The organism is Nonlabens sp. YIK11, from assembly GCF_001413925.1.
Lineage (GTDB): Bacteria > Bacteroidota > Bacteroidia > Flavobacteriales > Flavobacteriaceae > Nonlabens.
In genome coordinates this window covers 1,281,565-1,306,091 of record NZ_LBMJ01000001.1, presented here as the reverse complement: position 1 = coordinate 1,306,091, position 24,527 = coordinate 1,281,565, and the positions used below count along the sequence as shown (strand labels likewise).

The following is a 24,527-nucleotide window of genomic DNA, read 5'->3' as shown; positions in this document are numbered from 1 at the left end:
TTTTACGACATCTATGAAAATCAAGGATATTACAGACCATATTGAACAATTGGCACCGCTACACTATGCGCAGGATTTTGATAATGTTGGATTGCTGGTTGGAGAATACACAACTCAGGTTACCGGTGTTTTGATCACCTTGGACTGCCTAGAGAGTGTGGTGCAGGAAGCGGTAGAAAAAAAATGCAACTTGATCGTCACCTTTCATCCCATCATCTTTTCTGGCTTAAAGCATCTCAAACCTACCGATTATGTGAGGCGAGCGGTTCTTAAAGCCATCAAACACGACATTGCCATATATGCGACACACACAGCATTAGACATGGCCTATGGTGGCGTGAGCTATCGCATGGCGCAAGAGTTGAAACTTCAAAACGTTGAGACCCTAGTCCCAGAAAGATCAGTGATCAAAAAACTGCAGATTCATGTTCCAGAAACTCATAAAAACAACCTTCAAGAAGCCTTATTTATGGCTGGCGCTGGGCAATTGGGAAATTATAGCGAGTGTAGCTTTAGCATTACAGGAACCGGAACCTTCAAGGGAAACGAGCACAGTAACCCAGCGTTGGGCTCTCCAGGTGTTAGAGAAGAGGCCAGCGAGGTCCTTCTGGAAATGACATATCTGCCGCATCTGGAACGATCGGTCTTGAGCGCAATGAAGGAGCACCATCCTTATGAAGAGGTCTCCTACTCCATCCAGACGCTAGAAAACGAGTACGCTAGAATCGGTATGGGAACCGTTGGAGAATTGGAACAACCACTAGCCAGCGATGAATTTTTAAAACTCGTAAAGACAACGTTTAACGCTGGTGTGGTGAGAAGTTCGCTTTCGCGAAAGCGAAACATCCATAAAGTAGCTTTATTAGGCGGTTCTGGCTCCTTTGCCATTAAAGATGCCATCAATAAAGGTGCAGATGCGTATATCACCGCAGACCTGAAATATCACGACTTTTTCCAAGGCGAAAACATCTTACTTTGCGACGTGGGACACTATGAAAGTGAGCAGTTCACAAAAAACCTATTGCAGGAATATATTAGCGAGAAATTTAGTAGTTTTGCAATCCTTTGCGCACAGACGCAAACAAACCCTGTAAATTACACATAGACAGATGGCAAAAAAGACCGAGGCAACTGTAGAAGACAAGTTAAGAGAACTTTACGACCTACAATTAATCGATTCTAGAATTGATGAGATACGCAACGTTCGTGGGGAATTACCTCTAGAAGTTGAAGATCTTGAAGATGAAGTGGAAGGATTGAAGACACGTCTTGCAAAACTAGACACGCATCTAGAAGAGCTTAATGAGCAGATCAAGGGCAAGAAAAATTTGATTGAAGAGGCAAAGACCTTGATCAAAAAATATTCTGAGCAACAAAAAAACGTTCGTAACAATCGTGAGTTCAACTCTTTATCCAAAGAAATTGAATTCCAAGAATTGGAAATGGAACTGGCTGAAAAGCACATACGTGAATTCAAAGCACAGATTGAGCAACAAAACGAAGTCATTGCAGAAAGCAAAGAGCGTCTTGAAACTCGTGCAGATCACTTAAAGCACAAGCAAGCAGAACTTAAGGAAATCCTTAAAGAGACTGAAAAAGAAGAGCAAGCTCTTATCAAAATGTCTAACGAGCATGCAGAAAGCATTGAGCCAAGACTTATGAAAGCCTATGCTCGTATCAGAAAGAATGTAAAGAACGGCCTTGCTGTTGTGCCTATTGAAAGAGGTGCCTCTGGTGGTTCTTACTTTACCATTCCACCACAGGTTCAAGTTGAAATAGCATCTCGCAAGAAGATCATCACTGATGAGCACTCTGGAAGAATTCTTGTTGACGCTGCACTTGCCCATGAGCAGGCAGAAAAAATGAGCGCCACATTTGAAAAGATCTAAAACCGATCTTTTCTTTTATAAAAAGCCCGTCTAGGTCAATCCTAGACGGGTTTTTCTTTTAACTAGGATTTAAGGGATGAACACCCTACCGACTCTACTTTTGAAGAAAATAAATAATATTATGAAACTAATAAGCATAATACTGTTGATGTTTGCAGCAAACAGCTGTAACCAACAAGATAAGGACATGGAGCAAACAGAGGCTGCCATGAATTCAGAACCTATTGAAGTAGCCGCAACGCAAGAAGGAATGGAAAAAGCATATTTCGCTAGTGGATGTTTCTGGTGTGTGGAAGAAATCTATGAGAGTGTCAAAGGTGTAGAAGAAGCTATCTCTGGCTATAGCGGTGGAACTTCTACCAACCCAACCTATGAAAACCATGCAGACCACGCAGAGGCTAACGAGATTATTTACGATCCAAAGGTTGTTTCGTTTGAAACACTGGTAGATGTATATTTTGCCTCACAGAACATTGAACAGGTAAATGGTCAAGGACCCGATCGCGGAGAATCTTACCGCAGTATTATTTTCTACCAAAACGATGAGCAAAAACAGATCATTGATGCTAAGATCAAAGAGCTGGAAGATGCTGGATATGATGTAGCTGCAGAGGTGAAAGCTTTTCAGAAATTTTATGTCGCAGAAGATTACCACCAAGACTATGCAGAAAATCATCCAACAAATGGATACATAGAAAATGTATCAGTTCCTCGATGGAGACGTTTTGCCGCAGCAATGCCTAACGTTATTAAGGAAGGTGTAAGCCACTAGTCAAAACCTCCAAAGTAGTAGAAGATATATACAACTGAGAATAAAATCAGCACAGTAATTCCCAAAAGAGAAATCGACCTCATCAAAAAGTTAGGTTGGTGTTCTTTTGGGAATTTTCTATTGGTGACCAATTTATAATTGAGAACCGCTACAATAGGTGCAAATAGAAAGGATAATATAGTGGCTATATCTACGAGCAATAAAAATCCTTTTGGGTTATCACTCAAAACATAATTGATCACAAAACCTCCTGTAGCCGTTATAATCAAAGCGACCAAGTACCATTTTGAATTTACTTCAGTTCCTTTTAGGAATAGAACCTCGCAAGATCTTTTAAGCGCTCGAGAATAACCATCCAGCACGCCTATACTCGTGCCGTACATGATACAAAAAGCCGCAACTGCAATTACATAATAGGACCACTCACCTATCGCACCAGTGAACAGACCTATGACCTGATTAAAAAAATCTGCACTACTGGATGCCACTAAAGTATCTGTACCATACACCAAATAAGAACCTAACGTCAAAAACATCACAGCTAGAACTGCACTGATCCAATAACCTAAGGCAAATTCCCCAGTAGCTTGCTTTACCGTAGATTTATATCCGCTAGATTTTTGTTTTTCAAGAGTCCATAAACTATTCCAGGTACTTAAATCTACAGCGGTAGGCATCCAACCCATTAAAGCAATAGCAAATGGTATGGTGGTAAGAGACCATAACTCTGGCGCTACAAAATTTGAGGATGGTATGGCAGGACCTTTAATCAAGACCAAAACAAGGGATACCAAGGTGCAAACGATCATCAAAAAGCCTACAATCTTGATGAGATGATCCAACAATGTAAACTTCCCAAAAGCCAAAATCCCAAAACAGGACACGATCACCAATAACAATGGGACAAAAGCGCTAGTTGGTGTCTGTATTTGGAACAGCTCCTTCATAAAGACGGCGGTTACATTAAAAACGGCGGCACTAACAAAGAATAAACTCACGATCATTACAAAAAAATAGGACCCTATAGCCCATTTCCCCATACGTCCATAGCCGTCGATAAGACTTTCTCCAGTACCTGCAGCGTATCTGGTTCCGTATTCAAAAAAGGGATACTTCAATATGTTGATCACCACTATTGCCATCAAAAATCCAAATCCATAAATCATTCCAGCTCTGGTGCTTTGAACCAAGTGGCTTACTCCAATGGCGGTGCTGGCAAATATTAAACCTGGACCCAGTATCTTAAGAAATTTACTCATCGCTGATTCATAGCATTAAATTTGTTTACTAAGAATTTTTAATTATGTTTGTCTCGTTATGTCACAAAATAATAATTTCAGAACTAATAATAATCCTTCACAAACGTAGGGTAGTCTCTGATATTTAATAATATTCTAAAGGTCTACTTCAAAGTAGACCTTTTTTCATTTAAAAACCAATCATTATGTGCGGAATCGTAGGAGTATTCGATCTAAAAAAAAGCAGTGCAGACCAACGACAGGATGTACTTGAACTTTCAAAAAAACTAAGACATCGTGGTCCAGACTGGTCAGGAATCTACTGTGGTGAAAAGGCCATCCTCGCTCACGAGCGCCTGACCATTGTGGATCCACAATCTGGTGGACAACCGTTATATAGTCCAGATGGCAAAATCGTTTTGGCGGTAAATGGGGAAATCTATAATCACCAGAAAATACGTGAACAATACACTGATTATAAATTCAAGACAAAATCAGATTGCGAAGTTATCCTTGCCTTATATCAAGATAAAGGCGTCAATTTTATGGATGATTTAGTTGGCATGTACAGTTTTGCGCTTTATGACAGCGATAAGGATGTATTCTTATGTGCTCGCGACCATCAAGGAATTATACCATTGTATTATGGGACAGATGAAATGGGACAGTTTTATGTAGCAAGTGAATTGAAAGCCTTAGAAGGAACCTGCAATGAAATCGCACCGTTCCCACCAGGGCACTACTATTATAGTGAGGACAAAGAATTTACAAAGTGGTACGATCGCGATTGGAAAGACTATGATGCCGTAAAGGACAACACAAGTTCAGTAAAAGAGTTGCGCAAAGCGATGGAAGATAGCGTTCACAGACACCTGATGAGTGACGTACCTTATGGCGTGTTGCTTTCTGGTGGACTGGACAGTTCTATTGTCAGTGCCGTAGCAAAAAAATATGCCGCAAGGCGTGTTGAGTCTGGCGATTATGCAGACGCTTGGTGGCCACAATTACACTCCTTTGCGATAGGTCTTGAAGGCAGTCCAGATCTTGCAGCTGCAGAAACGGTTGCGGAACATATAGGTACCGTGCACCACAGTGTCAACTTTACGATTCAGGAAGGTCTTGATGCCATAAAAGATGTCATTTATTATTTGGAAACCTATGATGTGACCACGGTAAGAGCTTCCACACCTATGTATTTATTGGCTCGAGTAATCAAATCCATGGGTATTAAAATGGTTCTATCTGGAGAAGGTAGTGACGAGATTTTTGGAGGTTACCTATACTTTCACAAAGCACCTAGTCCAGAAGAATTTCACAAAGAAACCGTTCGCAAATTGGACACGCTACACCTATATGATAACTTGAGAGCCAACAAATCCTTGGCTGCTTGGGGAATTGAAGGTCGCGTGCCTTTCCTTGATAAAGAATTCATGGATGTTGCCATGCGCTTGAACCCTAAGGATAAGATGTGCGGTAAAGGCAAGATGGAAAAACACATATTACGTGAAGCCTTTGAAGACTACTTGCCAAAAAGTGTGGCCTGGAGACAGAAAGAACAATTTAGCGACGGTGTAGGATACAGCTGGATCGATACTCTAAAGGAAACTGTAAACGAACAGGTTACTGATGAAATGATGGAATCTGCTAAATACAAGTTCAAAATCAACCCACCACAAAGCAAGGAAGAGTACTATTATCGCAGCATCTTTAGCGATCACTTCCCTAGTGATGCCGCAGCTAGTTGTGTGCCATCAGTAAAATCTGTGGCCTGCTCTACTCCTATTGCTTTAGAATGGGATGCCGCATTCAAGAATATGAATGATCCATCTGGTAGAGCGGTTGCTGGAGTTCACGATGATGGATATTAAAATGTGGGCTTAAAATGTTTGCGCTTTCGCGAAAGCGTAATTATCTTTACACTTCAATGGAAAGAACAAATCATACTTGGTGGTGGAATAACATAGCTCAACAGCCGTGAAGTCACCCGTATGAATGAATATACAAGGTCTGCTTTACGGCAGGCCTTTTTTATTAGCCTATTTCCATTTAAAAAGATATAATGAAAGTTTTTAAACCTACTACTTCGCACCAAACAGTCCTGGCAGATACGATGACGCCTGTGGGCATTTACATGCGACTGCGGGACAAATATCCTGGCAGTATTTTGCTGGAGAGTAATGAATATGGGCAACGCAGTAACAGCTATTCTTTTATTTGCTGTAATCCTGTAGCGACTTTTGAGATTGACTATGATAAAGTCTCCATCGCAACACCAGATGGTAAGATAGATGAGCAGAATTTTTCTACAGATTATAATCTCGTAAAAGGGCTTGAGAATTTCAAAAACCTATTTGATCCTGGAGCGACAGAGTTTCCTTTTCCCACGAATGGGCTTTTTGGGTATCTTAGTTATGATGCGGTACAGCTGTTTGAAAATATCGAATTCTCAAAAGAAAAAATCGTTGATGAGGAAGCGATCCCATTAGTGCATTATCAGGTATTCCAAAATGTGCTGGTCTTTGATCATTATCACAATCAACTATATGTTTTTGATCACGTTTATGAAAAAGGTACTTCAAAAATGGAGAACCTCATCAACATCATACAGCATAGAGACATCGCAAAATATGATTTCTTCACTGATGGCGCAGAAGAATCTGAAATGACAGATGCCGATTTCAAACATCTTGTAGAAAAAGGCAAGGACCACTGCAAGCGAGGTGACGTTTTCCAGATGGTACTTTCCAGAAAGTTCACCCAAGCGTACAAAGGCGATGACTTCAATGTATATCGTCAATTGCGAGCGATCAATCCTAGCCCATATTTGTTCTATTTTGATTATGGAAATTTTAGAATTTTCGGCTCTTCGCCAGAGGCTCAATTACTCATAAAAAATGATAAAGCGAGCATCCAGCCTATAGCAGGTACGTACAAAAGAACTGGCAATGATGCAGCAGATCTAGCTGCCGCCAAAGAATTAAAAAACGACCCTAAAGAAACGGCAGAACATATCATGCTGGTGGATCTTGCACGAAATGATTTAAGTCGCCACGCTCGTGAAGTACAAGTGACTGACTATCAAAATATTCATTTCTACTCTCATGTGATTCACATGGTTAGCACAGTCACTGGTGTGATTGAGGAAGAAGACCGTATACCGCTTATAGGCGATACTTTTCCAGCAGGAACGTTAAGTGGCGCTCCTAAATTTAGAGCCATGGAGCTTATTGATAAGTATGAAAAATCTGCTAGACAATTTTACGGTGGCGCTATAGGATACCTAGGTTTTGATGGTAGTTTCAACCATGCCATCGTCATAAGAACCATTCTATCCAGTAATAATAAGATGCAATTTAGAGCTGGTGCTGGAGTAGTTGTGGAAAGCAATCTAGAAAACGAGACCCAAGAAGTTTACAATAAAACAAATGCCTTGAGAAAGGCAATCCAACAAGCAAATTTGAAATGAAAATGAGATTATTAACTCTGATAGGTATAATTGGAATATTGGCGTCCTGCTCAAATGATAAACCCATATTTAAAGTGGACATTATTGAACAAGAAGCTGGAGATAAAGTTGAGTTTGTTCCCAATATGCCTTTTGAAATCATAAGAGATAGTAGCTACTTCTACTTTTCTAAAGAAGATTACTACAAGGTGTTGGGTGCAGAGATTTCTAAAGGAAAACAGATCTACAAGTCCGATAAATTTGAGATAAGAGTGATTCTTAGAAAATATATGAATGCTAAGGGCACTTCCTTTGAATTTGTATTACGCTCATTCAGTAAAGATTTTAAGATTATTGATTCCTATGTGATGGCAAGTTCCGTGAAAGATTTGAATTGTAATGGTGTCATTGATGGCAAGCTCAACATAACTACCACTTGTGCCGATGGTACCGTTACTACGGCCACAGTAGACGAATACGGGAAATTTATTATCAATGAATAATAAACCCAACATATTAGTCATCGACAATTACGATTCATTTACCTACAATCTCGTCCACTATCTGGAAGATCTTGAGGCAAATGTCACCGTGATGAGGAATGATAAGATTGCACCAAAAGAATGTTTAGCCTACGACGCCATCATCCTTTCACCTGGTCCCGGCATTCCCAGAGAAGCTGGGAAATTGATGGAGATTATCGACACGGTAAAAGACACGGTTCCCATTTTGGGGATTTGTCTGGGACACCAGGCCATTACAGAAGCCTTCGGCGGTACGATTATCAATCTAGAAAAAGTCTACCATGGTATCGCCACTATTATGGAGCACGACAATAGTGCATTCTTTAATGATGTGGACCAACAATTTGAAGCAGGTCGCTATCACTCCTGGAACGCCCAGGAATCTGATTTCCCAGACGTACTTCAAATCACCGCCCGAGATGAAAACGGGCAGATCATGGCCTTGAAGCATAAGGATCTACCCATTTACGGAGTACAATTTCACCCAGAAAGCGTGATGACGCCACAGGGAAAAACCATGCTCAAAAACTTTTTAGCAACACTCTAGGATGAAGGAAATACTCAACGAATTATTTGAACACAAAACGCTTTCGCGAAAGCGTGCTCACGACATCCTTACTGCCATCACCGCAGGTGAGGTCAACGATTCCCAAATTGCTGCTTTCCTTACGGTTTATGGAATGCGCAGCGTCACCGTGGATGAGCTGGCCGGATTTCGTGACGCCATGTTGGAGCAGGCCTTACTGATAGATCTAGAGAAGTACAATCCTATAGATTTGTGTGGTACCGGTGGCGATGGTAAGAATACCTTCAATATAAGCACACTCGCAAGTTTCGTAACGGCTGGCGCTGGAGTTAAGGTGGCTAAGCATGGTAATTATGGAGTAAGCTCAGTGAGCGGTTCCAGTAACGTAATGGAATCCATGGGCTTTAAATTCACTAATGATTTTGGCACCCTAGAGAAGCAAATTGACGAGTCAAACATCTGTTTTCTTCATGCACCATTGTTTCACCCAGCGATGAAAGCGGTAGCGCCTATAAGAAGAGCACTAGGAATCAAAACGTTTTTCAATATGTTAGGGCCGTTGGTGAATCCTGCGAGACCTAAATTACAAAGTGTTGGTGTCTTCAATTTACAGCTGGCCAGAAATTACGAATATCTTTTCCAAAACGAAGAAGGAAAACGATACGCCATACTCCATGCACACGATGGTTATGATGAGGTGAGCTTGACGGGAAAAACAAGAATCGCGGGCAACAATGGTGTCACTGATGTCAAGCCAGCAGATTTTGACTTGCCTCAACTAACTTTAGAGCAAATATCTGGCGGTGAGTCGCTGGAAGAAGCAGCTACGATATTTAAAAACGTTTTGGAAAATAATGCTACTGATGCTCAAAAGTCAGTGGTACTGGCAAACGCGGCCACAGCCATTGCTGTTGCTCAGCAAGTTTCTTTGATAGAAGCTGTTGGTAAGGCGCGTGAGTCACTGGAATCTGGGAAAGCACTCGAGTGTTTTGAAAAATTGCTAAGCCTTCAATAGCGCAGGTTTCCACCATTACGGAAGAATACTTTAAAACTTTATACCAACGACCACCTTGGAAGACATACTTAAAAAAATAACCGATCAAACACGAGAAGACCTCGTAAAACGCAAGGCAAAAGTTTCTTTAGATGATCTACGACAAATGCCACATTACCTTCGAAGGACCATCTCAATGCGCAATGCGATCGCCAACGGTAGTGGGATCATAGCAGAGCATAAGCGACAAAGCCCATCAAAAGGTTCTTTTAATTGCCCAGCAACTATTAAAGAGGTGGTAAAAGGATATGAGGCCGCAGGTGTAAGCGCGATCAGTTGTTTGACTGATGAACCCTTCTTTGGTGGTACGCTACAAGATCTTATAGACGCCAGGGAAAGCGTTGATATCCCTATCCTGCGCAAGGATTTTATGATCGATCTATATCAAATTCATGAGGCCAGAGCCTATGGCGCAGATGCTATCTTGCTTATCGCTGCCTGCCTCAATGATGAGGAATTGAAGACCATGGCCGCAGAAGCACTTAATCTGCAGCTTGACATATTGTTTGAAGTACATGATTTGGAAGAATTAAATCGCGTGAAGCACCTAACAGAGTCCTTATTGATCGGTAAATTCATGATAGGTGTCAACAATCGCGACTTAAAACGCTTCAAAACTGATATCCAAAACAGCAAAGACCTGCTACCCCATTTTCCTGAAGACGTTTTGGCCATTTCTGAAAGCGGAATTTCAGATCCGGCGATAGTAAAGGAATTGGCTGGATTGGGATATAAAGGATTTTTGATAGGTGAAAACTTCATGAAAACCAACGATCCAGGTCATAGTTGTAGCGAATTTATAATAGCGATACAGTCATGATGATCAAGGTATGCGGCATGCGAGAAACTGAAAACATCAATGCACTGCAGCAGTTGGACATTGACTTTATGGGCATCATAAGATATCCTAAGAGCAAGCGATACGTGGATGATGCTCAAAAGTCTCATATCGAGCAACTCACCATGAACAAAGGAACGGTTGGAGTCTACGTCAATGCTACGCTTCAAGATATTTTGCAGGATATCATTCCTTTACAGTTAGATGTGGTACAGCTACATGGTGATGAGGATTCCGCTTTCGCGAAAGCGTTACTGGAATTAGACATCAAGGTTTTCAAGGCATTTCAAATGCACGAAGACTTCGATTTCAAAGCTCTGGAAGACTGGCTGGAATTGGGAAAACAGTATCCTGGAAAATTATTTTTCCTTTTTGATACAGCTACCAAGAATTATGGTGGCAGCGGCAAGAAATTTAACTGGCAAATACTCGACTCTTATAACGGCAGTGTTCCCTTTTTGTTAAGTGGCGGCATTTCTGAAGACGATGCGACAGTCGTCAAAAATATAAAGCACGATATGCTTCTAGGTGTGGACCTCAACTCACAATTTGAGGATGAACCTGGATTGAAGAATATCGAGATGATTAAAAGTTTCATAGAAAAATTGAGAAAATGAGCTATCAAGTAGACGAGAAAGGATTTTATGGAGAATTTGGTGGTGCATTCATACCAGAATTGCTCTATCCCAACATTGAGGAACTTCAGGAAAACTACCTGAAAATCGAGAAAAGTGAGGAGTTCCAGACCGAATTTCACCAGCTGCTCAAGGACTATGTAGGCAGACCTACGCCATTGTTCCTAGCCAAAAGGCTATCAGCAAAATACGGTGCCGAAATCTGGTTAAAACGTGAAGACCTTTGCCATACGGGCGCTCATAAAGTCAACAATACCATAGGCCAGATCCTACTTGCCGAAAAACTAGGCAAGAAAAGAATCATTGCAGAAACTGGTGCTGGTCAGCATGGCGTTGCCACGGCAACCGTTTGTGCTCTCAAAGGTTTGAAGTGTATCGTCTACATGGGCGAGAAGGACATCGAGCGCCAGGCGCCTAACGTTGCCCGTATGAAAATGCTGGGTGCCGAAGTACGACCAGCCATGAGCGGTTCCAAAACCTTGAAGGACGCAACAAACGAAGCGATGCGCGACTGGATCAATAATCCTGAAGATACGCATTACATTATTGGATCCGTCGTTGGACCACATCCATATCCAGATATGGTAGCGCGTTATCAAAGTGTTATCTCCAAGGAAATCAAAGAACAAATGCAAGGCTTGCCTGATTATGTGATCGCTTGTGTAGGTGGTGGTTCTAATGCCATGGGTGCTTTTTATCATTTCTTGGATGATCCATCAGTCAAACTCATAGGTGTAGAAGCTGCTGGACTAGGCGTGGATACTGATAAAACTGCAGCAACATTGACACTAGGAACGCCTGGTGTATTACACGCCAGTAGATCCATCATGATGCAGGACAAAGATGGACAGGTAGTTGAGCCGCACAGCATTAGTGCTGGATTGGATTATCCTGGTATAGGCCCAGCACACGCTTGGTTAAAAGTATCTGATCGTGCTCAATACATGGCGGTAACAGATGCAGATGCTCTCAAAGCAGCCGTCGAATGCAGTCGACTGGAAGGAATCATTCCCGCGCTGGAAACTGCTCACGCATTTTCTGTGCTAAAAGATCTGGATTTAAAGCCAACCGATCGTGTGGTGATTAATCTCTCTGGTCGTGGCGATAAGGATATGGATACGTATATGCGCGAACTCAAACTCAACGAACTTTAAGCCATGCAGAACAAACTCACCCAGCTATTTGCTAGCAAACCTAAGGACTTGCTCAATATATTTTTCACCGCTGGTTATCCTAAGCTAGAAGACACCACTGTTATTTTAAAGGCCTTGGAAGATTCTAAAGTGGATCTTGTAGAAATAGGCATACCTTTTAGTGATCCGCTAGCAGATGGCCCAACTATTCAAGAGAGCAGCAAGAAGGCGCTGGAAAATGGGATGTCCATCGAGAAACTGTTCACACAACTGGATCAGTTTAAATCAGAAAATCCAGATTTCAGCACACCGGTATTGCTCATGGGATATTTGAATCCTGTTATGCAATATGGATTGGATAGATTCTGCGCACGCTGTGCTGCGGTAGGTGTGGATGGATTGATCATTCCAGATCTACCTATGTATTCCTATCAAATGGAATTTAAGGACACTTTTGAAAAGCATAACATTTCCAATGTTTTCTTGGTAACACCACAGACTTCAGAAAAGCGCATACGTGAGATTGATGAAAACTCTACAGGCTTTATCTATGCGGTGAGCAGCGCGAGCACAACAGGTTCCAAGGCAGACTTTTCAGCAGCTGCAGATTATCTAGGTAAATTGAGAGATATGGATTTGAACACGCCGGTACTGACTGGGTTCAACATAAAAAATGCCCAAAATTTTAAGGATGCTTGCAAATACGTGGATGGAGCAATCATCGGGAGTGAGTTTATTCGCCAGATAAGTAACGCTACTGACATTTCCAGCACCGTACAGCAGTTTGTAAAATCTGTAAAGGGTTAGTTTTATGGCTGATTCAGAAAACCTATACACCGACGATAATCCAGAAACCACCGTTGAGGGATTGGGTTTTGCAAGCAAAGAGAAAGCTGAAGAAAGCGTTGAAAAAGTCAAGGCTTTACTAGAAAACGGTGAGATCGATCAAAACCATGCCAAGCAAATTTGTGTCACTATGGAGCAGCGATCCAAGCATCACCCGCATCGCAATGATGACATGAAAGCTGCTGAGAAAGTCTGGAGAGACTATCTAGAGCAATTGAAAAGTAAATGAACCTAAAGCCTTTTAAAAGGTAGATAGTTTCCTTTTCGGTAGAAATCTAACTACATAGCTCCATTTGCTTAGACCTCCAAAAGTTATGAATACTTGTAAAAATGACAGTTGGGATTACGCTTTCGCGAAAGCGCAATCCCAAAAATCACCGTCTATTTTAATAGTTATCTGTAGAAATCAAAGCCATATATCAACTCTTGAGAATCCAAATAAGGAAACTCTTGTTCTACTCCATTTTTCCAGATCGTAGAAACTAGATTGTCTTGCGCATCTCTATAAATGCCCAAGCAATATACATCACCATCGATCACTTTTATCTTTATCGCGTTAGCGCTTGTAGCACTTTGGGCCAATACTGCGACAGATACGTTGTTTTTAAAATATTGCAGGGTTCTAACTCCTGAACCATCCGTAGACAAAGTCCTACCTATGGTGTAAACATCTCCTTCGTAAACATCTATCGATTCCAAAACCAAGCTCGCTTCAGGAATTCTAATACTATATAGCAATTGATCATTCCTCCATATCTTTCCTATTGAGGATGATTGGTCTGATTCGTATCCAGCCACATAGTGATCTTCGCCGGCAACTACGATAGCCCTAGCATCGGCCGAAACAGCATTTGGGTTACCAGGAAGTTCCATAAGCATCTGGTCCTTCCAGATGACAGCTCTGGAAGAACCTCCCAAAGTAGGCCTGATGTATCCACAAGTATATGACTCTCCACCTTTAATCGCGATGGCATTCGGTATAGACAGTGCAAATGATGGAGTTTCCAAATCCTTTAAAACACCATTTTTCCAGACCTTAGCAAGGTTACTTGTTCCAGGAACAATTTCTCGACCAGCAATATAAATATCGCCCTTATCTATGGCAATGTCTACGGTGTATACTCGGTTTCCAGTGTCAGTCAAACGTTGTGCGGCTGTACCTTGCCAAAACACTCCATTCCATTCATTATTGTTTTTATAGTAACCAGAGGTATAAACAATGCCATTGTCAACTGTCATGGCACTCACGTTATTATCTGGTAGCATTTCTAAAGGTATTGTCTCTGATTCACTTTTGATGCTCACTATTTCAGTTCCATTTACATCTTTTGCTGCCAAAATAACAAGCTCTGGTGATGGATCTACCGCAGCAGCATCGTCGTCATTACTGCAGGAGAATGTTACCATACCAAGTATGAAGAGGTATGAGTATAAAAATTGATTTTTGAATTTTAGGTCTATTGATTTCATGATTGTATTTAATTAAAAGTTGCTAAATATTCCCTTGCGATCTGGATGGATCTTTTTTTGTGAGTAGCCTCATCATAGAAATCACGGGCAGGTTGTGTAACTACTATCTTCAATCCCTTATAGAAAAGGGTAAGTGACTTTTGATATACGTTCCCACCATACCAGAAAGCTGGATAGCCTAAGCCTTGAACACGTTCCATTTGCATTTCTTGCAATACTTCCAGATCTGTGTTTAATTTTTCCAAAGACGGATAGTCGTACACTTGTATCCCTACATCTGTGTCTGTCGTCCCAGCATAGAATGCCGCACTGCAAGAGTTTTCAAGACCTTGATTGCTAGGCTTTGAAAGCCATACTATCTTTTCTAGACCGTACCATTTTTTGATATTATCTTCCGTTAAATGGTCGCAGGCATAGGTAATGTCACTTACCCTCAACAATTCACCATTGTATCTCTGTATGGGTTGGTCTGAAGAAATATGCTCGTTGGGGTCAGTATGACTATTGTTTTGGCATGCGATTAAAAAAAGTAGCATGCTTGTGATTAGGTAATATTTCATGTTCATTTTTTTTAGATAAATATGACTAACGATACTGGTGCAATTTCACCTTTAACTCCTATCATTTTTGCGGTTAACCTCACCTCATAGGTGCCTGGAGCGACTTTGCCAGGATAGCTGGAGCTAGAAAACTTGCTGGCTGTTGTAGATAGTAAGTTGATGATGTCAAAAGCCTCAACCGGCTCTAACATTTCTCCAGGAAAAAATGGCATGGGTTGACGTTTTACCGCTCCAATTTGCTTTCCGTTTTTAAAAAGGGTTGTTTGAAATTCTACCAGCGCAATCTGTCTTTTTTGCTCATCTCTAGGTAGACCTTTACCCTCAAAAATAAATTTAATCTGGTGGGTTCCCATTTTAAATTGCTTGAATAGATCCACCGCATTGCCATCCTTAAGTTTGATCTCGATTTTTGAAGAGTTATTGATGAGTAATTTTCCATCTACCTGCTGGGCATGGGATAAGCTCGTGACGATAAAGAATATGGTGAGGTACATTAATGATTTCATTGTTTTAGTTTTTTTGATTTTTGATTTGTAAAGTTTCCGTTATGGATCTATAGGTCATTTGTCTTTTACAGCAACCATCAGTTCAAACGCTGGACTCAGTTTTCAAGCTGAGAGCTATCCAATCATTGTGCGCTAAGGTTCTCTAGGATTTCTACAACTAGAAAAATTGATTGAAAGGTTTTTAAGATTCGCTTTCGCGAAAGCGAATTCATACCAATCTTTACCATTCACAAAATGAGGTTACTGAATGTCGTAGTGGGATTTTATCGCAATTCTAGCGTGTAGAAGTAACCCCATTTATCATTGTCTCCATACTTGATAAATGCATAGCCACGAACCTTGCGTTTACCGTTTGACTCTGTAAGCCAGAAGGTGTGGTCTGTTCCAGGTACTTTTTTGCGACCATCGGGACCATCTATAAAACTGGTTGGGTTTCTTTTAAAATTGAGATATTCCAATAATGGTTTAAGAGGGATGGATGTGGACACAAGTCTATCCTGAAAATTACTGATCGTACGTTGTCTATCGTGAATAAAGGACATCTTCAAGCTAGGATTGCTGTAGTCCATCATTATTGAAGCTGTAAAATATATCTCTAGAGGCGAGTGCATTTACCTCATACGCCTTTCCTTCTTTATAGGTTTTGTGCCTGGTGTCTTTATACAGATCTTTTGTAAATAGCATGCCTTTATCATCAAACAAACCAGTAGAAATGGTGATTTTTCCCTTTTCTTCACCGTGCATGAGACCTCGATTTTCATAGTTCTTGATGGTCTGTAGAACCACTTCAAGCTTATTTTTAAAAGAATCTCCTCTAAACGTTTTTTTGTTATAACCAGGAATGGTAGCGGCGCCATAAATTCCAGTGTTCCACTCAAATTCTATATTTTGGCCTGTGTTGCACTCTATACTGCTTTCATCTGTTGTGATGTATCCCTTAAATTTGTTGTTTTGAAAATTACCATAGACGTAATATTCCCTGTCGTGAGCATATAGAAACCCAGCTACCTTTCCTTCTTCATTTTGTATCAGGTCCAACGTTCCTAGATCAGTTTGAAAAGTTTTGTTCAAATCATTACGCTGCAGCCTGTTATCCGTTTTGAAACTACCGTTCCATTTACCATCCCAATTGTTTGCTCCTGTAGTTGTCTTCCATCGCCACTCGCCACTCCATTGATTTGTTGAGGTTACCATAAATGAAACCAAGCCGTTTTTACAATTGTTTGAGAATGCTCCTGTATAAACAGTACCTCTACCGCTTATGGAGAAAGGAGACAATAGCAAGAAGCCCCTAGAATTGTACAAGCCAACGGCCTTTTTATTAGACTTACTATTGAGAACATGAATATTTCCATGGTCAGAGGTGTACATTCCATCTTTTAACTTGTCTGCTGCCAGTGTTAGATTAAATGTTAAAACTGTAAATAAGATTGACATTAATGTTTTCATGATAAGTTATATTTTTTTGATTTCTACCCTACGGTTTTTTGCTTTGTCCATTAGAGTTGTTCCATTAGAAATAGGGTTCATTTCTCCCATTCCAGCAGTGCTAAGTCTCGATGGCTTTATAGAGTAGTTTTGAACCAGTATATCCTTAACTACCTGAGCTCGTTGCTCAGACAACACTTGATTCATGGCCTGATCGCCATCACTATCGGTATGACCTATGATCTGGTAGGAGGCTGCAGATTGCTGCATCTCTTGCGCTAGACGCTTGAGAACACCAGCAGATTCTGGTTTTATCATCGTGGTACCACTTTCAAAAGTGATTCCATGAGCTTGAAAGCTGCCATTCTCAAATAGAGATTCTGGGATTTCAACATCGCCCGCATACTTAAAGTTAGAAACGTAGAAATGTTGATCATTGGGAGAAATATTGGTGCCAAATCGTAAGGTTGTGTAGTTTACTGCTGGGTCAAGGGCTCTAACCATATCTATAACTTTATCTCCGTTGATATACATCTTTAGTCTTAATCCCTTTTTCACGATAGACACGTGATGTACTCTATCTATTGCAGTTTGCGCATAGAAGTTGTCATAGCTAGTTTTTGACGAGGCGTTTAAACTCTTTGTGGTGGCTTTCTTGTAAATCTGCGCACCATAGCCGCTGCCACCACCAGCGCCAATCCTTAAATATGTGTAAGCCTTACCTTCATAGGCATCTGTCAGATAGGAATTAGCGTCTTTTAAGTCAGATAAAATGATATCAAAATGTCTCTTAAAAGCAGATTGCTGGGGAAAGTCGTGAGCAATATCAAATTCAAGCGTGAAGTCTTCTTCCCAATTATTAACAATATCATTCATCACGAGAGTTTTTGATCCATTTCCGATTTTTAGCCATCTGCCAGGTTGTGAATTAAGCTCCACGACCTCGGCGCCAGCGTTGGAATTCCAATTAGAGGGAAAATCTCCAAGATCGGTACCTGAAAAATCTTCTACGGCCTTAATCGTTGAACCTGGCACAAAATCATAAGCGCTGTAGGCCTCTACAACTGCAAGATTTGAAGGGTTCTCTTGATTCATATCCATAGAATCCGGTGTTGAATTTGATAGGACGTCGTCCTCGACCATCGCCTCGCTATCTATAGCGCTCGAGTCGGTAGAAAAAAGCAAGTCATCGATACCTTTATCTACTTTTTTTTCAATTTTTTGTTCCGTTTGCTTAAGCTTCTTGTCAATTTTTGTCTTGAGCTTTTTGAAAAATTGAGCGTTTCCTGTTGAGGTGGAAAGGAGTGCCAGAAGACACAGCCATTTGATTGATGTTTTCATAATCTTAGTGGGTTTGTTAGTCACCTCTTTATGAACCCTTTTTGCAAAAGGTTAACATCCTTAACATCTAATTTGTAATTTTACCATCATACGCTTAGAGAATCCTCAATGAATAATCGAGCTATTCTGGACCTATTGCGATCAGGAGATCCTGCCTTTTTTAAAGAGCAGTACAACCTCTATCAAAGGGAATTTGTAGGCCATGCCCTAAAAAAAGGGGTGAATCAAGAAACGGCTACGGACATTTATCAGGATTCTTTCATTATACTCTTTGAGAATGCAGCATCTGGAAAATTGACATCGCTAACCAGTAGTTTGAAGACCTATATTTTTGGAATAGGGAACAATAAGATTCATGAAGTCCTAAGAAAGCAAAAGAAAACTGTTAACCTCAAAGAGCCACTAGACATTAAAGGAGGAATAGAACAGCTGGACCTGGATGAACAGGTTTTAAGTGAGAAACAACAATTGTTACGTGATGCTTTTGACAAACTGGGGACTCGTTGTAAAAACATCATCAGCTTATTTTATCTGGAGGGACTTACAATAAAAGAAATTATGAAAATAGAGCATTATACCAGTGAAAACACCGTAAAAGCTCAAAAAAGTCGCTGCATGAAACAACTCAAAGACAACATAAAGAGGTAATATGGAATTCTCCACTCTCATACAAAAAATCATTCATCAAAGAGCTTCAAAAGAAGAGTTGGAATTATTTGAAGACCTTATTAATAACAATACTCAATTTAAAGAATTGTACAATGAGGCTCTGGATATAAAGGCTGTTGCAACAGACCATAGAAAATCTGTATTGAGAGAAATTTTTAAAAAGCAAGAGCTAAAACATGAAAACCTAGATCTTGCTTCCAAAAAAACAAAAGATCAAGTGCTTCTTAAAATCATTCTACCGCTGGTAGGAGCAGCAGCGGTTATCTTGTTATTCCTGAATATATTTGGGAATGAGCCTAGCGCATTTGAGCTTTTTGAAAATAATTACGAGCCCTATAGAAACGTTATGGGTAGCATTGAGCGCGGCACAGAGATCAGTGACGATATGGTTAGTAGAGCATTTTACGCCTATGAGATCAAGGATTACGAGCTTTCTTCAAAGCTCCTAGATAGCCTATATCAGGCAGATCCACAGACCATATATCTGTTCTATCTGGCAAATTCTCAATTAGGGCTAGGTCACACAGAAAATGCGATTTCATTATACCAACGGCATCAAAAAGTTAACGATGATTTTTATGCGCGTTCCCGCTGGTATCTAGCTTTAGCATATCTACGCAATGGCAACGTACAGGAAAGCAAGAAAGTACTACAAGCAATTTCTAAAGCCGAGTCCTTCAATTATATCAAAGCACGTGAACTGCTGGAAGATCTAGAACATTTGTAAGAACTCGTTGGTGGTATCGCTTTCGCGAAAGCGAAATTTTCAAAGTAATTTGTGTTAACCTTTAGATTACTAAGTGCATAAAATGAAAACGTACCTCATGAAAACTCTTTACTTTTTTGTGGCATTGCTCTTAGGTAATCTCACACAGCTACAATCGCAATCTTTTATTTTACAGCAAAAACTAATACAGCCAGATCCATTTGCCGGCGACAATTATGGAAATTCTATTGACGTCACCGGTGATCTAATGATTATAGGCGATCCTAGTGATTATAATGACCTGGCTGGTTCTTTCACGACGTTCACCTCTGGTGCGGCCTACATCTATCGCCGGGACACTGATGGTATTTGGAATTTTGAGCAAAAGCTAGTATTCCCTAATCGTCCACGTCAAGTTGACTATGGCTATGAGGTAGAGATTGATGGTGATTATGCTTTTGTGAGCGCCATTTTTGGAGACTTTAGTACATCAGAGGAACAGCTCCTCGATCCTGGAAATCTATTCATCTATAAATTTAATGATCAGACCACTACCTGGGACTTATGGCAAAGTCTTGAGGCACCTGTAAGGGAAACTCGAGCTTACTATGGGATGGATTTTTCATATCAAAACGGTACTTTAATTGTAGGTGAATCCTGGCAAACCAGAGACCCTAACAATCCTGGCGCAGCGGTGAACGCCGCTGGAGTTGTTCATGTCTACAATTTAAATAGCGGCTCTGGTAAATTTGAACTGGTTCAATCATTAGTTGCTCCAGATCGGTCGCCTCAAGCAGCTTTTGGGTATAGCGTGGATTTTGACGGTGATAAACTAATAATAGGTGCCGCTAGAGAAAGGCACGAGATTAATGGCCAGGCCATTAATCTAGGAGGTTCGTCCTACTACTATCAAAAGGATGCGTCTGGAATATTTAATTTTGTCCAGAAAATAGTGCCAGACAATGTTGCGTCTGGTGATTTTTACGGATTAACCACGACCATCTCAGCCGACCTAATGGCGGTGAGCGCACCTTTCAAAAACATAACCAATTCATCTGGTACATGGTTCAAACAAGGTCTAGTTTATCTTTATAAGTACGATACGGTAACGAATAGCTGGAGCGAGATTGAGCAGATAACTACCACAAGTCTAGGCGGGAACATGTGGTATGGTCACGACATGGACCTGGAAGGTAATCGACTGGTCGTAAGTTCCTATCAAGATAGATTTATGGGACCTAGCGGCTTTCTAACACCAGCTGGTGCATTCTGGTTACACGAGCTGTCAACTGATGGTACAGTGGTAAATAGTTCACAGGTAAGTGCTTTAGATCAAAATCCTTCTAGCTTTGTTAGTGAATTTGGTTACAGTTGTGCCATCTCGGGAAACATTGTGGTGGTAGGTGCCCCAGATAATGAGTATGACCTAAATGATGATTTCACTAACGAAGAATCTGGAGCTGCGTTCGTCTATAAATTGGATCAAACAGCTGGATCCAGAGAGTCTGTTACACCTGCAATTTCCATTTATCCTAATCCTGCTAAATCAACTCTAAACGTAAATGCAGAAACAGATTTCTTTTCATACTCGATTCAGGATCTGACTGGCAAAGAAGTTTTGCAAGGTAAAAATCATAGGTCGATGGAAGCTATACCTCTTGACGACCTAGCCAGTGGATTGTATTTTATAAATGTTGAATTTCTTGATTACAAAGAAGTTATTAAATTTATAAAAATACAATAGACTTAATATGAAGCAATTATACCTCATTGTGCCATTTTTGTTTTTATTGGCAGGTTGCAACAATGGTCAGGAAGCAAAAAAAGAAAAAACAATTGCAACAAGAATAAAAAAGCAACAGGAAATTGACTCTGCCAGCATCGAATTACAGAAAAAGTATTACGATTCTGGCTTAAGTTTTTATAATGAACAACACTTAGATTCCTCATTATGGAACTTTGAAAAGGCATATGAAAATCGTGATTTGCGTGATTCGACATCCACCTCTTTATATGCTCAAACAACATTTTACCTTGATGAGCTCTACACAGCTAGTGAAAGGATTCAGGAACGAGAAGAACTGGTCAAAGATTTTTTGAACAACATCAATGGAATTAAACACATTGATCCCACTTCCATATCTTCAATGTTCGCTAATTTAAGTGGTATTCTTCAAAGAGCTGGAAAGTACCAGCAAGCTATAGACAACGCCATACTGCCTAATGCTAATCTTATAGATCAGAATCTGTCTGTAGTTAATGACCCAGAACTAAAAGCAGTTTGGGAAACGTTGAGATTGACAAATATGCGCAATCACTTAATGGCCATCACTGAATTGAGTGATAGTGAAGAAGAAAAAAAAGTCGCCTCACTTCTTGAAAAAACTCTCAGTAATACCGAGAAAACCCCAATTCTAGAAGATCGTCTATTCATGATATACGACCCTTTATTTGAGTATTACATAGATACAGGTGCTTATAAAAGGGCTGAAGCGCTTTTGTTACAGTGGAAAGAAATCAATATAGGAAAGCCTATCATAGAACAAATGATACTTGAGGATAAATATCTCCGTCTGGCAAACGCAAAAAAAGACCCTACCCTAGCAAAAAAATCAAGAGATCAAGTTTTTGAATATTACGCACAAGTGGATGAAAAATTCTATTATCACGATCATTATTATGTAAAAGCTCTTAACGACATTCTATTACAGGAGAACTTTGTAGAAACTAATCCTTACAAAAAACTGGATAGCATTGGAAATATCATCATCCAAAAAACAAATCAAAATGCAGTAAATATTTATACGAATCCACTTTCTGTATATAATTCAAAGGTCCACTACTTCGATTTTAAGAAACAGGCCGACAGTATGCTCTTTTACATTGATAAGCATTTCAAACTTGCTACTGAATTAAATCATAATTATGAGTTATTAAAGCATCTACAAAACAAATCTGACTATTACATTCTTATTCAGGATGCAGACAGTCACAATAAATCAATCCTTAATTATTTAAAAGATAAAGGCATTGAATCTATCGATAAGCTGAATAAAGAGGAAACTGCGCAATTCAACTCGTCAAACCTTTTGATTCATTCCCATTTGGCTGAAAACTCATACAACATTTTCAAAAAGAAAAACAATTTGGAAAGTTTGAAAATAGCGCACAATCTGTGGATGTTCAATTTGAAAATGCTGAATTCTTTCAGAAAAAATGGTCGCTATTCCATTGGGCAAAAAGAGATTCTATTAAAAACAAGAGAAGGTGTGCTGCTCACCTTTCAAGATTTGAAGAATTATAATTTGACAAATTCCAAAACTTCAATGATTGAATTACTTGAAGATAGCTATTCATTGGAACTGGTAATAGAAAACCTGTCGCGCGAAATAGTACCTAGTCCACAAATGTCCAGCTTGAATAAATTGAGAAAATCCTTAATGACAGAGGTTCAAAAATTGAAACTGGAACTGGATAGCGTATCTAACAACTCAAAATTGAAAAAATATAATGCCTCGTTGACAACAATTGACAGTGTGGTCAACGCGATGACTTCCATCAATCCAGTTTATGCCAGCATCTACTCTAGGGATTTCAAACTATCAGAATTTCAGCAGAAATTAAAGAAAAGAGACCTCTTTAGAGTCTACCAAACAGATAGCTTATTTTATCCAGTACTTATTAGTTCCAATTCATTAGACTTTCAAACGCCCATCAAAAAAGATCAACTATTAAGCTTGTCAAAAAGTCTAAGAAATCAAATACGTAGCAAAGAACCGTTAGAGGAAACCGTGACGCAACTTAAAGACCTTTATAATTTAAAATCTTTTGAAAATGATTTGGTAGTGATTACAGAAGGTGCAATGACATCCATCCCAATGGAGTTGATCCTTGATAGAGAAACCAACATTGTTCACGCACCATCTATAAATGCCTATCAAACATCATATCTAAGCCATGAAACGACGACTAACAGCTTTGTGGCTTATTCACCTTCCTACAATTCAGTCCCAGATAATCCCGTATCTCGAGATATAGAGCGTTCTGGAAATTACATGTTGCCGTATGCCATTGAAGAATCAAAATTCATCTCAAATCTTTTTGATGGTGAATTGATGACTAGAACTGATGCTACCAAGAAAAATTTTAAAGACACTGCAAAACACTACAACCTACACCACCTAGCGATGCATGCTGTGGTGGATGAAGGGAATAGCCGGGACGCAAAACTTCTTTTTTATGGTGATAAAGAAGACGATTATATGAACCTGGACGAGATCTATAACCTTGACCTAAATTCAAATCTAGTCACATTGAGTGCATGCAACACAGCTTATGGAAAAGTCGACCCTATTGAAGGTGTGATGAGTTTGTCGCGTGCCTTTCAATATGCTGGTGCCAGAGCCACATTGACTAGTTTATGGCGCGTTCCAGATCGTGAGACTTCCATAATCATGAAATCTTTTTATACACATCTCAAGAATGGAGACCACAAAGATGTAGCCCTTAAAAAGGCAAAACAGGACTACTTAAACGCTCAGGTAGAAGAAGAGTTGAAACATCCGTATTACTGGGCAGGATTTATTATTACTGGCGACGTAAGTCCTATAACATCACCATTTCACTGGTGGCATTATGCCTTGGGAATATTCTTGATGCTAGGTATATTCTTCATTTTGAGAGGACTCTTAAATCGTTCCAAAACCTAAGATTTAGATTTGAAGTAGATCGAAAACCAGTGTAAAGGTTAAAAAAAAGTAATTATTCATGAGTTCGCTTTCGCGAAAGCGAAACACCACCTACATTTGCACTGCAATGAAATCAAACAACACACATCACCATCATTTAAACACTTCCCGCAAGGCGAGCTAAAAATGTATTGATGTAACTCAACATATTTAAAAACCCGTCTTTTCTAGGCGGGTTTTTGCATTTCCATCAGGAACA

Annotated in this window: 24 protein-coding genes; 17 read left to right on the top strand and 7 right to left on the bottom strand. The window is 40.0% G+C overall.

Going from position 1 to position 24,527, the window contains the following annotated elements:
• Positions 1–13: 13 nt before the first annotated feature.
• The 3 genes from AAU57_RS05840 to msrA all read left to right on the top strand — a co-directional run bounded on the left by AAU57_RS05840 (position 14) and on the right by msrA (position 2,661).
• On the top strand, positions 14–1,105 hold the full coding sequence (locus AAU57_RS05840) for a Nif3-like dinuclear metal center hexameric protein (protein ID WP_055412027.1): 1,092 nt from the start codon (positions 14–16) through the stop codon (positions 1,103–1,105).
• Between the two features lie 4 nt (positions 1,106–1,109).
• Positions 1,110–1,889, top strand: a complete 780-nt coding sequence (locus AAU57_RS05835; protein WP_055412026.1) for a zinc ribbon domain-containing protein — start codon at positions 1,110–1,112, stop codon at positions 1,887–1,889.
• Between the two features lie 121 nt (positions 1,890–2,010).
• Positions 2,011–2,661, top strand: coding sequence for a peptide-methionine (S)-S-oxide reductase MsrA (msrA, locus tag AAU57_RS05830; protein WP_055412025.1), 651 nt, complete (start codon positions 2,011–2,013; stop codon positions 2,659–2,661).
• On the opposite strand, the gene AAU57_RS05825 is transcribed toward msrA, so the two are convergent.
• Complete coding sequence (locus tag AAU57_RS05825; RefSeq protein ID WP_055412024.1) at positions 2,658–3,920, bottom strand: NRAMP family divalent metal transporter; 1,263 nt, start codon at positions 3,918–3,920, stop codon at positions 2,658–2,660. The genes msrA and AAU57_RS05825 overlap by 4 nt on opposite strands.
• Positions 3,921–4,105: 185 nt before the next feature.
• On the opposite strand from AAU57_RS05825, the gene asnB reads away from it, so the two are divergent.
• The 10 genes from asnB to AAU57_RS05775 all read left to right on the top strand — a co-directional run bounded on the left by asnB (position 4,106) and on the right by AAU57_RS05775 (position 13,129).
• Complete coding sequence (asnB, locus tag AAU57_RS05820; RefSeq protein ID WP_055412023.1) at positions 4,106–5,767, top strand: asparagine synthase B; 1,662 nt, start codon at positions 4,106–4,108, stop codon at positions 5,765–5,767.
• 191 nt (positions 5,768–5,958) lie between these two features.
• On the top strand, positions 5,959–7,365 hold the full coding sequence (locus AAU57_RS05815; RefSeq protein WP_055412022.1) for an anthranilate synthase component I family protein: 1,407 nt from the start codon (positions 5,959–5,961) through the stop codon (positions 7,363–7,365).
• Positions 7,366–7,367: 2 nt separating this feature from the next.
• Positions 7,368–7,847 (top strand): hypothetical protein, encoded by a 480-nt coding sequence (locus AAU57_RS05810; protein ID WP_156340010.1) that lies wholly within the window; start codon positions 7,368–7,370, stop codon positions 7,845–7,847.
• Entirely contained in the window at positions 7,840–8,415 is a 576-nt protein-coding gene (locus AAU57_RS05805) for an anthranilate synthase component II (RefSeq protein WP_055412020.1), read from the top strand. Before AAU57_RS05810 ends, AAU57_RS05805 begins: the two co-directional genes overlap by 8 nt.
• 1 nt (position 8,416) lies before the next feature.
• Positions 8,417–9,409: an anthranilate phosphoribosyltransferase gene (gene trpD, locus AAU57_RS05800; RefSeq protein WP_055412019.1), complete on the top strand. Its 993-nt coding sequence runs from the start codon at positions 8,417–8,419 to the stop codon at positions 9,407–9,409.
• Positions 9,410–9,464: 55 nt separating this feature from the next.
• Positions 9,465–10,268, top strand: a complete 804-nt coding sequence (gene trpC / locus AAU57_RS05795; protein WP_055412018.1) for an indole-3-glycerol phosphate synthase TrpC — start codon at positions 9,465–9,467, stop codon at positions 10,266–10,268.
• A complete protein-coding gene (locus AAU57_RS05790; protein ID WP_055412017.1) occupies positions 10,265–10,903 on the top strand; it encodes a phosphoribosylanthranilate isomerase in 639 nt (212 codons plus the stop codon). Before trpC ends, AAU57_RS05790 begins: the two co-directional genes overlap by 4 nt.
• Positions 10,900–12,075 (top strand): tryptophan synthase subunit beta, encoded by a 1,176-nt coding sequence (trpB, locus tag AAU57_RS05785; RefSeq protein WP_055412016.1) that lies wholly within the window; start codon positions 10,900–10,902, stop codon positions 12,073–12,075. The genes AAU57_RS05790 and trpB overlap by 4 nt, the downstream gene beginning before the upstream one ends.
• A 3-nt stretch (positions 12,076–12,078) precedes the next feature.
• Positions 12,079–12,861, top strand: a complete 783-nt coding sequence (gene trpA, locus AAU57_RS05780) for a tryptophan synthase subunit alpha (RefSeq protein WP_055412015.1) — start codon at positions 12,079–12,081, stop codon at positions 12,859–12,861.
• A gap of 4 nt (positions 12,862–12,865) precedes the next feature.
• Positions 12,866–13,129, top strand: coding sequence for a hypothetical protein (locus tag AAU57_RS05775; RefSeq protein WP_055412014.1), 264 nt, complete (start codon positions 12,866–12,868; stop codon positions 13,127–13,129).
• A 164-nt stretch (positions 13,130–13,293) separates the two neighbouring features.
• Here AAU57_RS05775 and AAU57_RS05770 read toward each other — a convergent pair whose 3' ends face one another.
• From AAU57_RS05770 to AAU57_RS05745, 6 genes are all read right to left on the bottom strand, one after another.
• Positions 13,294–14,370, bottom strand: coding sequence for a hypothetical protein (locus tag AAU57_RS05770; protein WP_055412013.1), 1,077 nt, complete (start codon positions 14,368–14,370; stop codon positions 13,294–13,296).
• An 8-nt stretch (positions 14,371–14,378) separates the two neighbouring features.
• The gene (locus AAU57_RS05765; protein WP_156340009.1) at positions 14,379–14,930 is read right to left on the bottom strand and encodes a hypothetical protein; all 552 of its coding nucleotides are present in this window, start codon (positions 14,928–14,930) and stop codon (positions 14,379–14,381) included.
• 11 nt (positions 14,931–14,941) lie between these two features.
• Complete coding sequence (locus AAU57_RS05760) at positions 14,942–15,436, bottom strand: hypothetical protein (protein ID WP_055412011.1); 495 nt, start codon at positions 15,434–15,436, stop codon at positions 14,942–14,944.
• Positions 15,437–15,699: 263 nt separating this feature from the next.
• Positions 15,700–16,008, bottom strand: a complete 309-nt coding sequence (locus tag AAU57_RS05755) for a hypothetical protein (RefSeq protein WP_156340008.1) — start codon at positions 16,006–16,008, stop codon at positions 15,700–15,702.
• Positions 15,986–16,885, bottom strand: coding sequence for a hypothetical protein (locus tag AAU57_RS05750; protein WP_156340007.1), 900 nt, complete (start codon positions 16,883–16,885; stop codon positions 15,986–15,988). The genes AAU57_RS05755 and AAU57_RS05750 overlap by 23 nt, the downstream gene beginning before the upstream one ends.
• A 6-nt stretch (positions 16,886–16,891) precedes the next feature.
• The gene (locus AAU57_RS05745) at positions 16,892–18,205 is read right to left on the bottom strand and encodes an OmpA family protein (protein WP_156340006.1); all 1,314 of its coding nucleotides are present in this window, start codon (positions 18,203–18,205) and stop codon (positions 16,892–16,894) included.
• 108 nt (positions 18,206–18,313) lie between these two features.
• Here AAU57_RS05745 and AAU57_RS05740 point away from each other — a divergent pair, with 108 nt between their 5' ends.
• The 4 genes from AAU57_RS05740 to AAU57_RS05725 all read left to right on the top strand — a co-directional run bounded on the left by AAU57_RS05740 (position 18,314) and on the right by AAU57_RS05725 (position 24,289).
• Positions 18,314–18,853, top strand: a complete 540-nt coding sequence (locus tag AAU57_RS05740) for an RNA polymerase sigma factor (protein ID WP_055412007.1) — start codon at positions 18,314–18,316, stop codon at positions 18,851–18,853.
• A 1-nt stretch (position 18,854) separates the two neighbouring features.
• Positions 18,855–19,601 carry a tetratricopeptide repeat protein gene (locus AAU57_RS05735; protein WP_055412006.1) on the top strand — a complete coding sequence of 249 codons (747 nt, stop codon included), beginning with the start codon at positions 18,855–18,857 and terminating at the stop codon, positions 19,599–19,601.
• A 97-nt stretch (positions 19,602–19,698) separates the two neighbouring features.
• Positions 19,699–21,324, top strand: a complete 1,626-nt coding sequence (locus AAU57_RS05730; protein ID WP_197275391.1) for a T9SS type A sorting domain-containing protein — start codon at positions 19,699–19,701, stop codon at positions 21,322–21,324.
• A 7-nt stretch (positions 21,325–21,331) separates the two neighbouring features.
• Positions 21,332–24,289: a CHAT domain-containing protein gene (locus tag AAU57_RS05725; RefSeq protein WP_055412004.1), complete on the top strand. Its 2,958-nt coding sequence runs from the start codon at positions 21,332–21,334 to the stop codon at positions 24,287–24,289.
• Positions 24,290–24,527: the final 238 nt, after the last annotated feature.

Coding starts and splice junctions, on each gene's coding strand:
- AAU57_RS05840 (WP_055412027.1), top strand. CDS start 14: ATGAAAATCAAGGATATTACAGACCATATTGAACAATTGGCACCGCTA.
- AAU57_RS05835 (WP_055412026.1), top strand. CDS start 1,110: ATGGCAAAAAAGACCGAGGCAACTGTAGAAGACAAGTTAAGAGAACTT.
- msrA (WP_055412025.1), top strand. CDS start 2,011: ATGAAACTAATAAGCATAATACTGTTGATGTTTGCAGCAAACAGCTGT.
- AAU57_RS05825 (WP_055412024.1), bottom strand. CDS start 3,920: ATGAGTAAATTTCTTAAGATACTGGGTCCAGGTTTAATATTTGCCAGC.
- asnB (WP_055412023.1), top strand. CDS start 4,106: ATGTGCGGAATCGTAGGAGTATTCGATCTAAAAAAAAGCAGTGCAGAC.
- AAU57_RS05815 (WP_055412022.1), top strand. CDS start 5,959: ATGAAAGTTTTTAAACCTACTACTTCGCACCAAACAGTCCTGGCAGAT.
- AAU57_RS05810 (WP_156340010.1), top strand. CDS start 7,368: ATGAGATTATTAACTCTGATAGGTATAATTGGAATATTGGCGTCCTGC.
- AAU57_RS05805 (WP_055412020.1), top strand. CDS start 7,840: ATGAATAATAAACCCAACATATTAGTCATCGACAATTACGATTCATTT.
- trpD (WP_055412019.1), top strand. CDS start 8,417: ATGAAGGAAATACTCAACGAATTATTTGAACACAAAACGCTTTCGCGA.
- AAU57_RS05790 (WP_055412017.1), top strand. CDS start 10,265: ATGATGATCAAGGTATGCGGCATGCGAGAAACTGAAAACATCAATGCA.
- trpB (WP_055412016.1), top strand. CDS start 10,900: ATGAGCTATCAAGTAGACGAGAAAGGATTTTATGGAGAATTTGGTGGT.
- trpA (WP_055412015.1), top strand. CDS start 12,079: ATGCAGAACAAACTCACCCAGCTATTTGCTAGCAAACCTAAGGACTTG.
- AAU57_RS05775 (WP_055412014.1), top strand. CDS start 12,866: ATGGCTGATTCAGAAAACCTATACACCGACGATAATCCAGAAACCACC.
- AAU57_RS05770 (WP_055412013.1), bottom strand. CDS start 14,370: ATGAAATCAATAGACCTAAAATTCAAAAATCAATTTTTATACTCATAC.
- AAU57_RS05765 (WP_156340009.1), bottom strand. CDS start 14,930: ATGAAATATTACCTAATCACAAGCATGCTACTTTTTTTAATCGCATGC.
- AAU57_RS05760 (WP_055412011.1), bottom strand. CDS start 15,436: ATGAAATCATTAATGTACCTCACCATATTCTTTATCGTCACGAGCTTA.
- AAU57_RS05755 (WP_156340008.1), bottom strand. CDS start 16,008: ATGATGGACTACAGCAATCCTAGCTTGAAGATGTCCTTTATTCACGAT.
- AAU57_RS05750 (WP_156340007.1), bottom strand. CDS start 16,885: ATGAAAACATTAATGTCAATCTTATTTACAGTTTTAACATTTAATCTA.
- AAU57_RS05745 (WP_156340006.1), bottom strand. CDS start 18,205: ATGAAAACATCAATCAAATGGCTGTGTCTTCTGGCACTCCTTTCCACC.
- AAU57_RS05740 (WP_055412007.1), top strand. CDS start 18,314: ATGAATAATCGAGCTATTCTGGACCTATTGCGATCAGGAGATCCTGCC.
- AAU57_RS05735 (WP_055412006.1), top strand. CDS start 18,855: ATGGAATTCTCCACTCTCATACAAAAAATCATTCATCAAAGAGCTTCA.
- AAU57_RS05730 (WP_197275391.1), top strand. CDS start 19,699: ATGAAAACTCTTTACTTTTTTGTGGCATTGCTCTTAGGTAATCTCACA.
- AAU57_RS05725 (WP_055412004.1), top strand. CDS start 21,332: ATGAAGCAATTATACCTCATTGTGCCATTTTTGTTTTTATTGGCAGGT.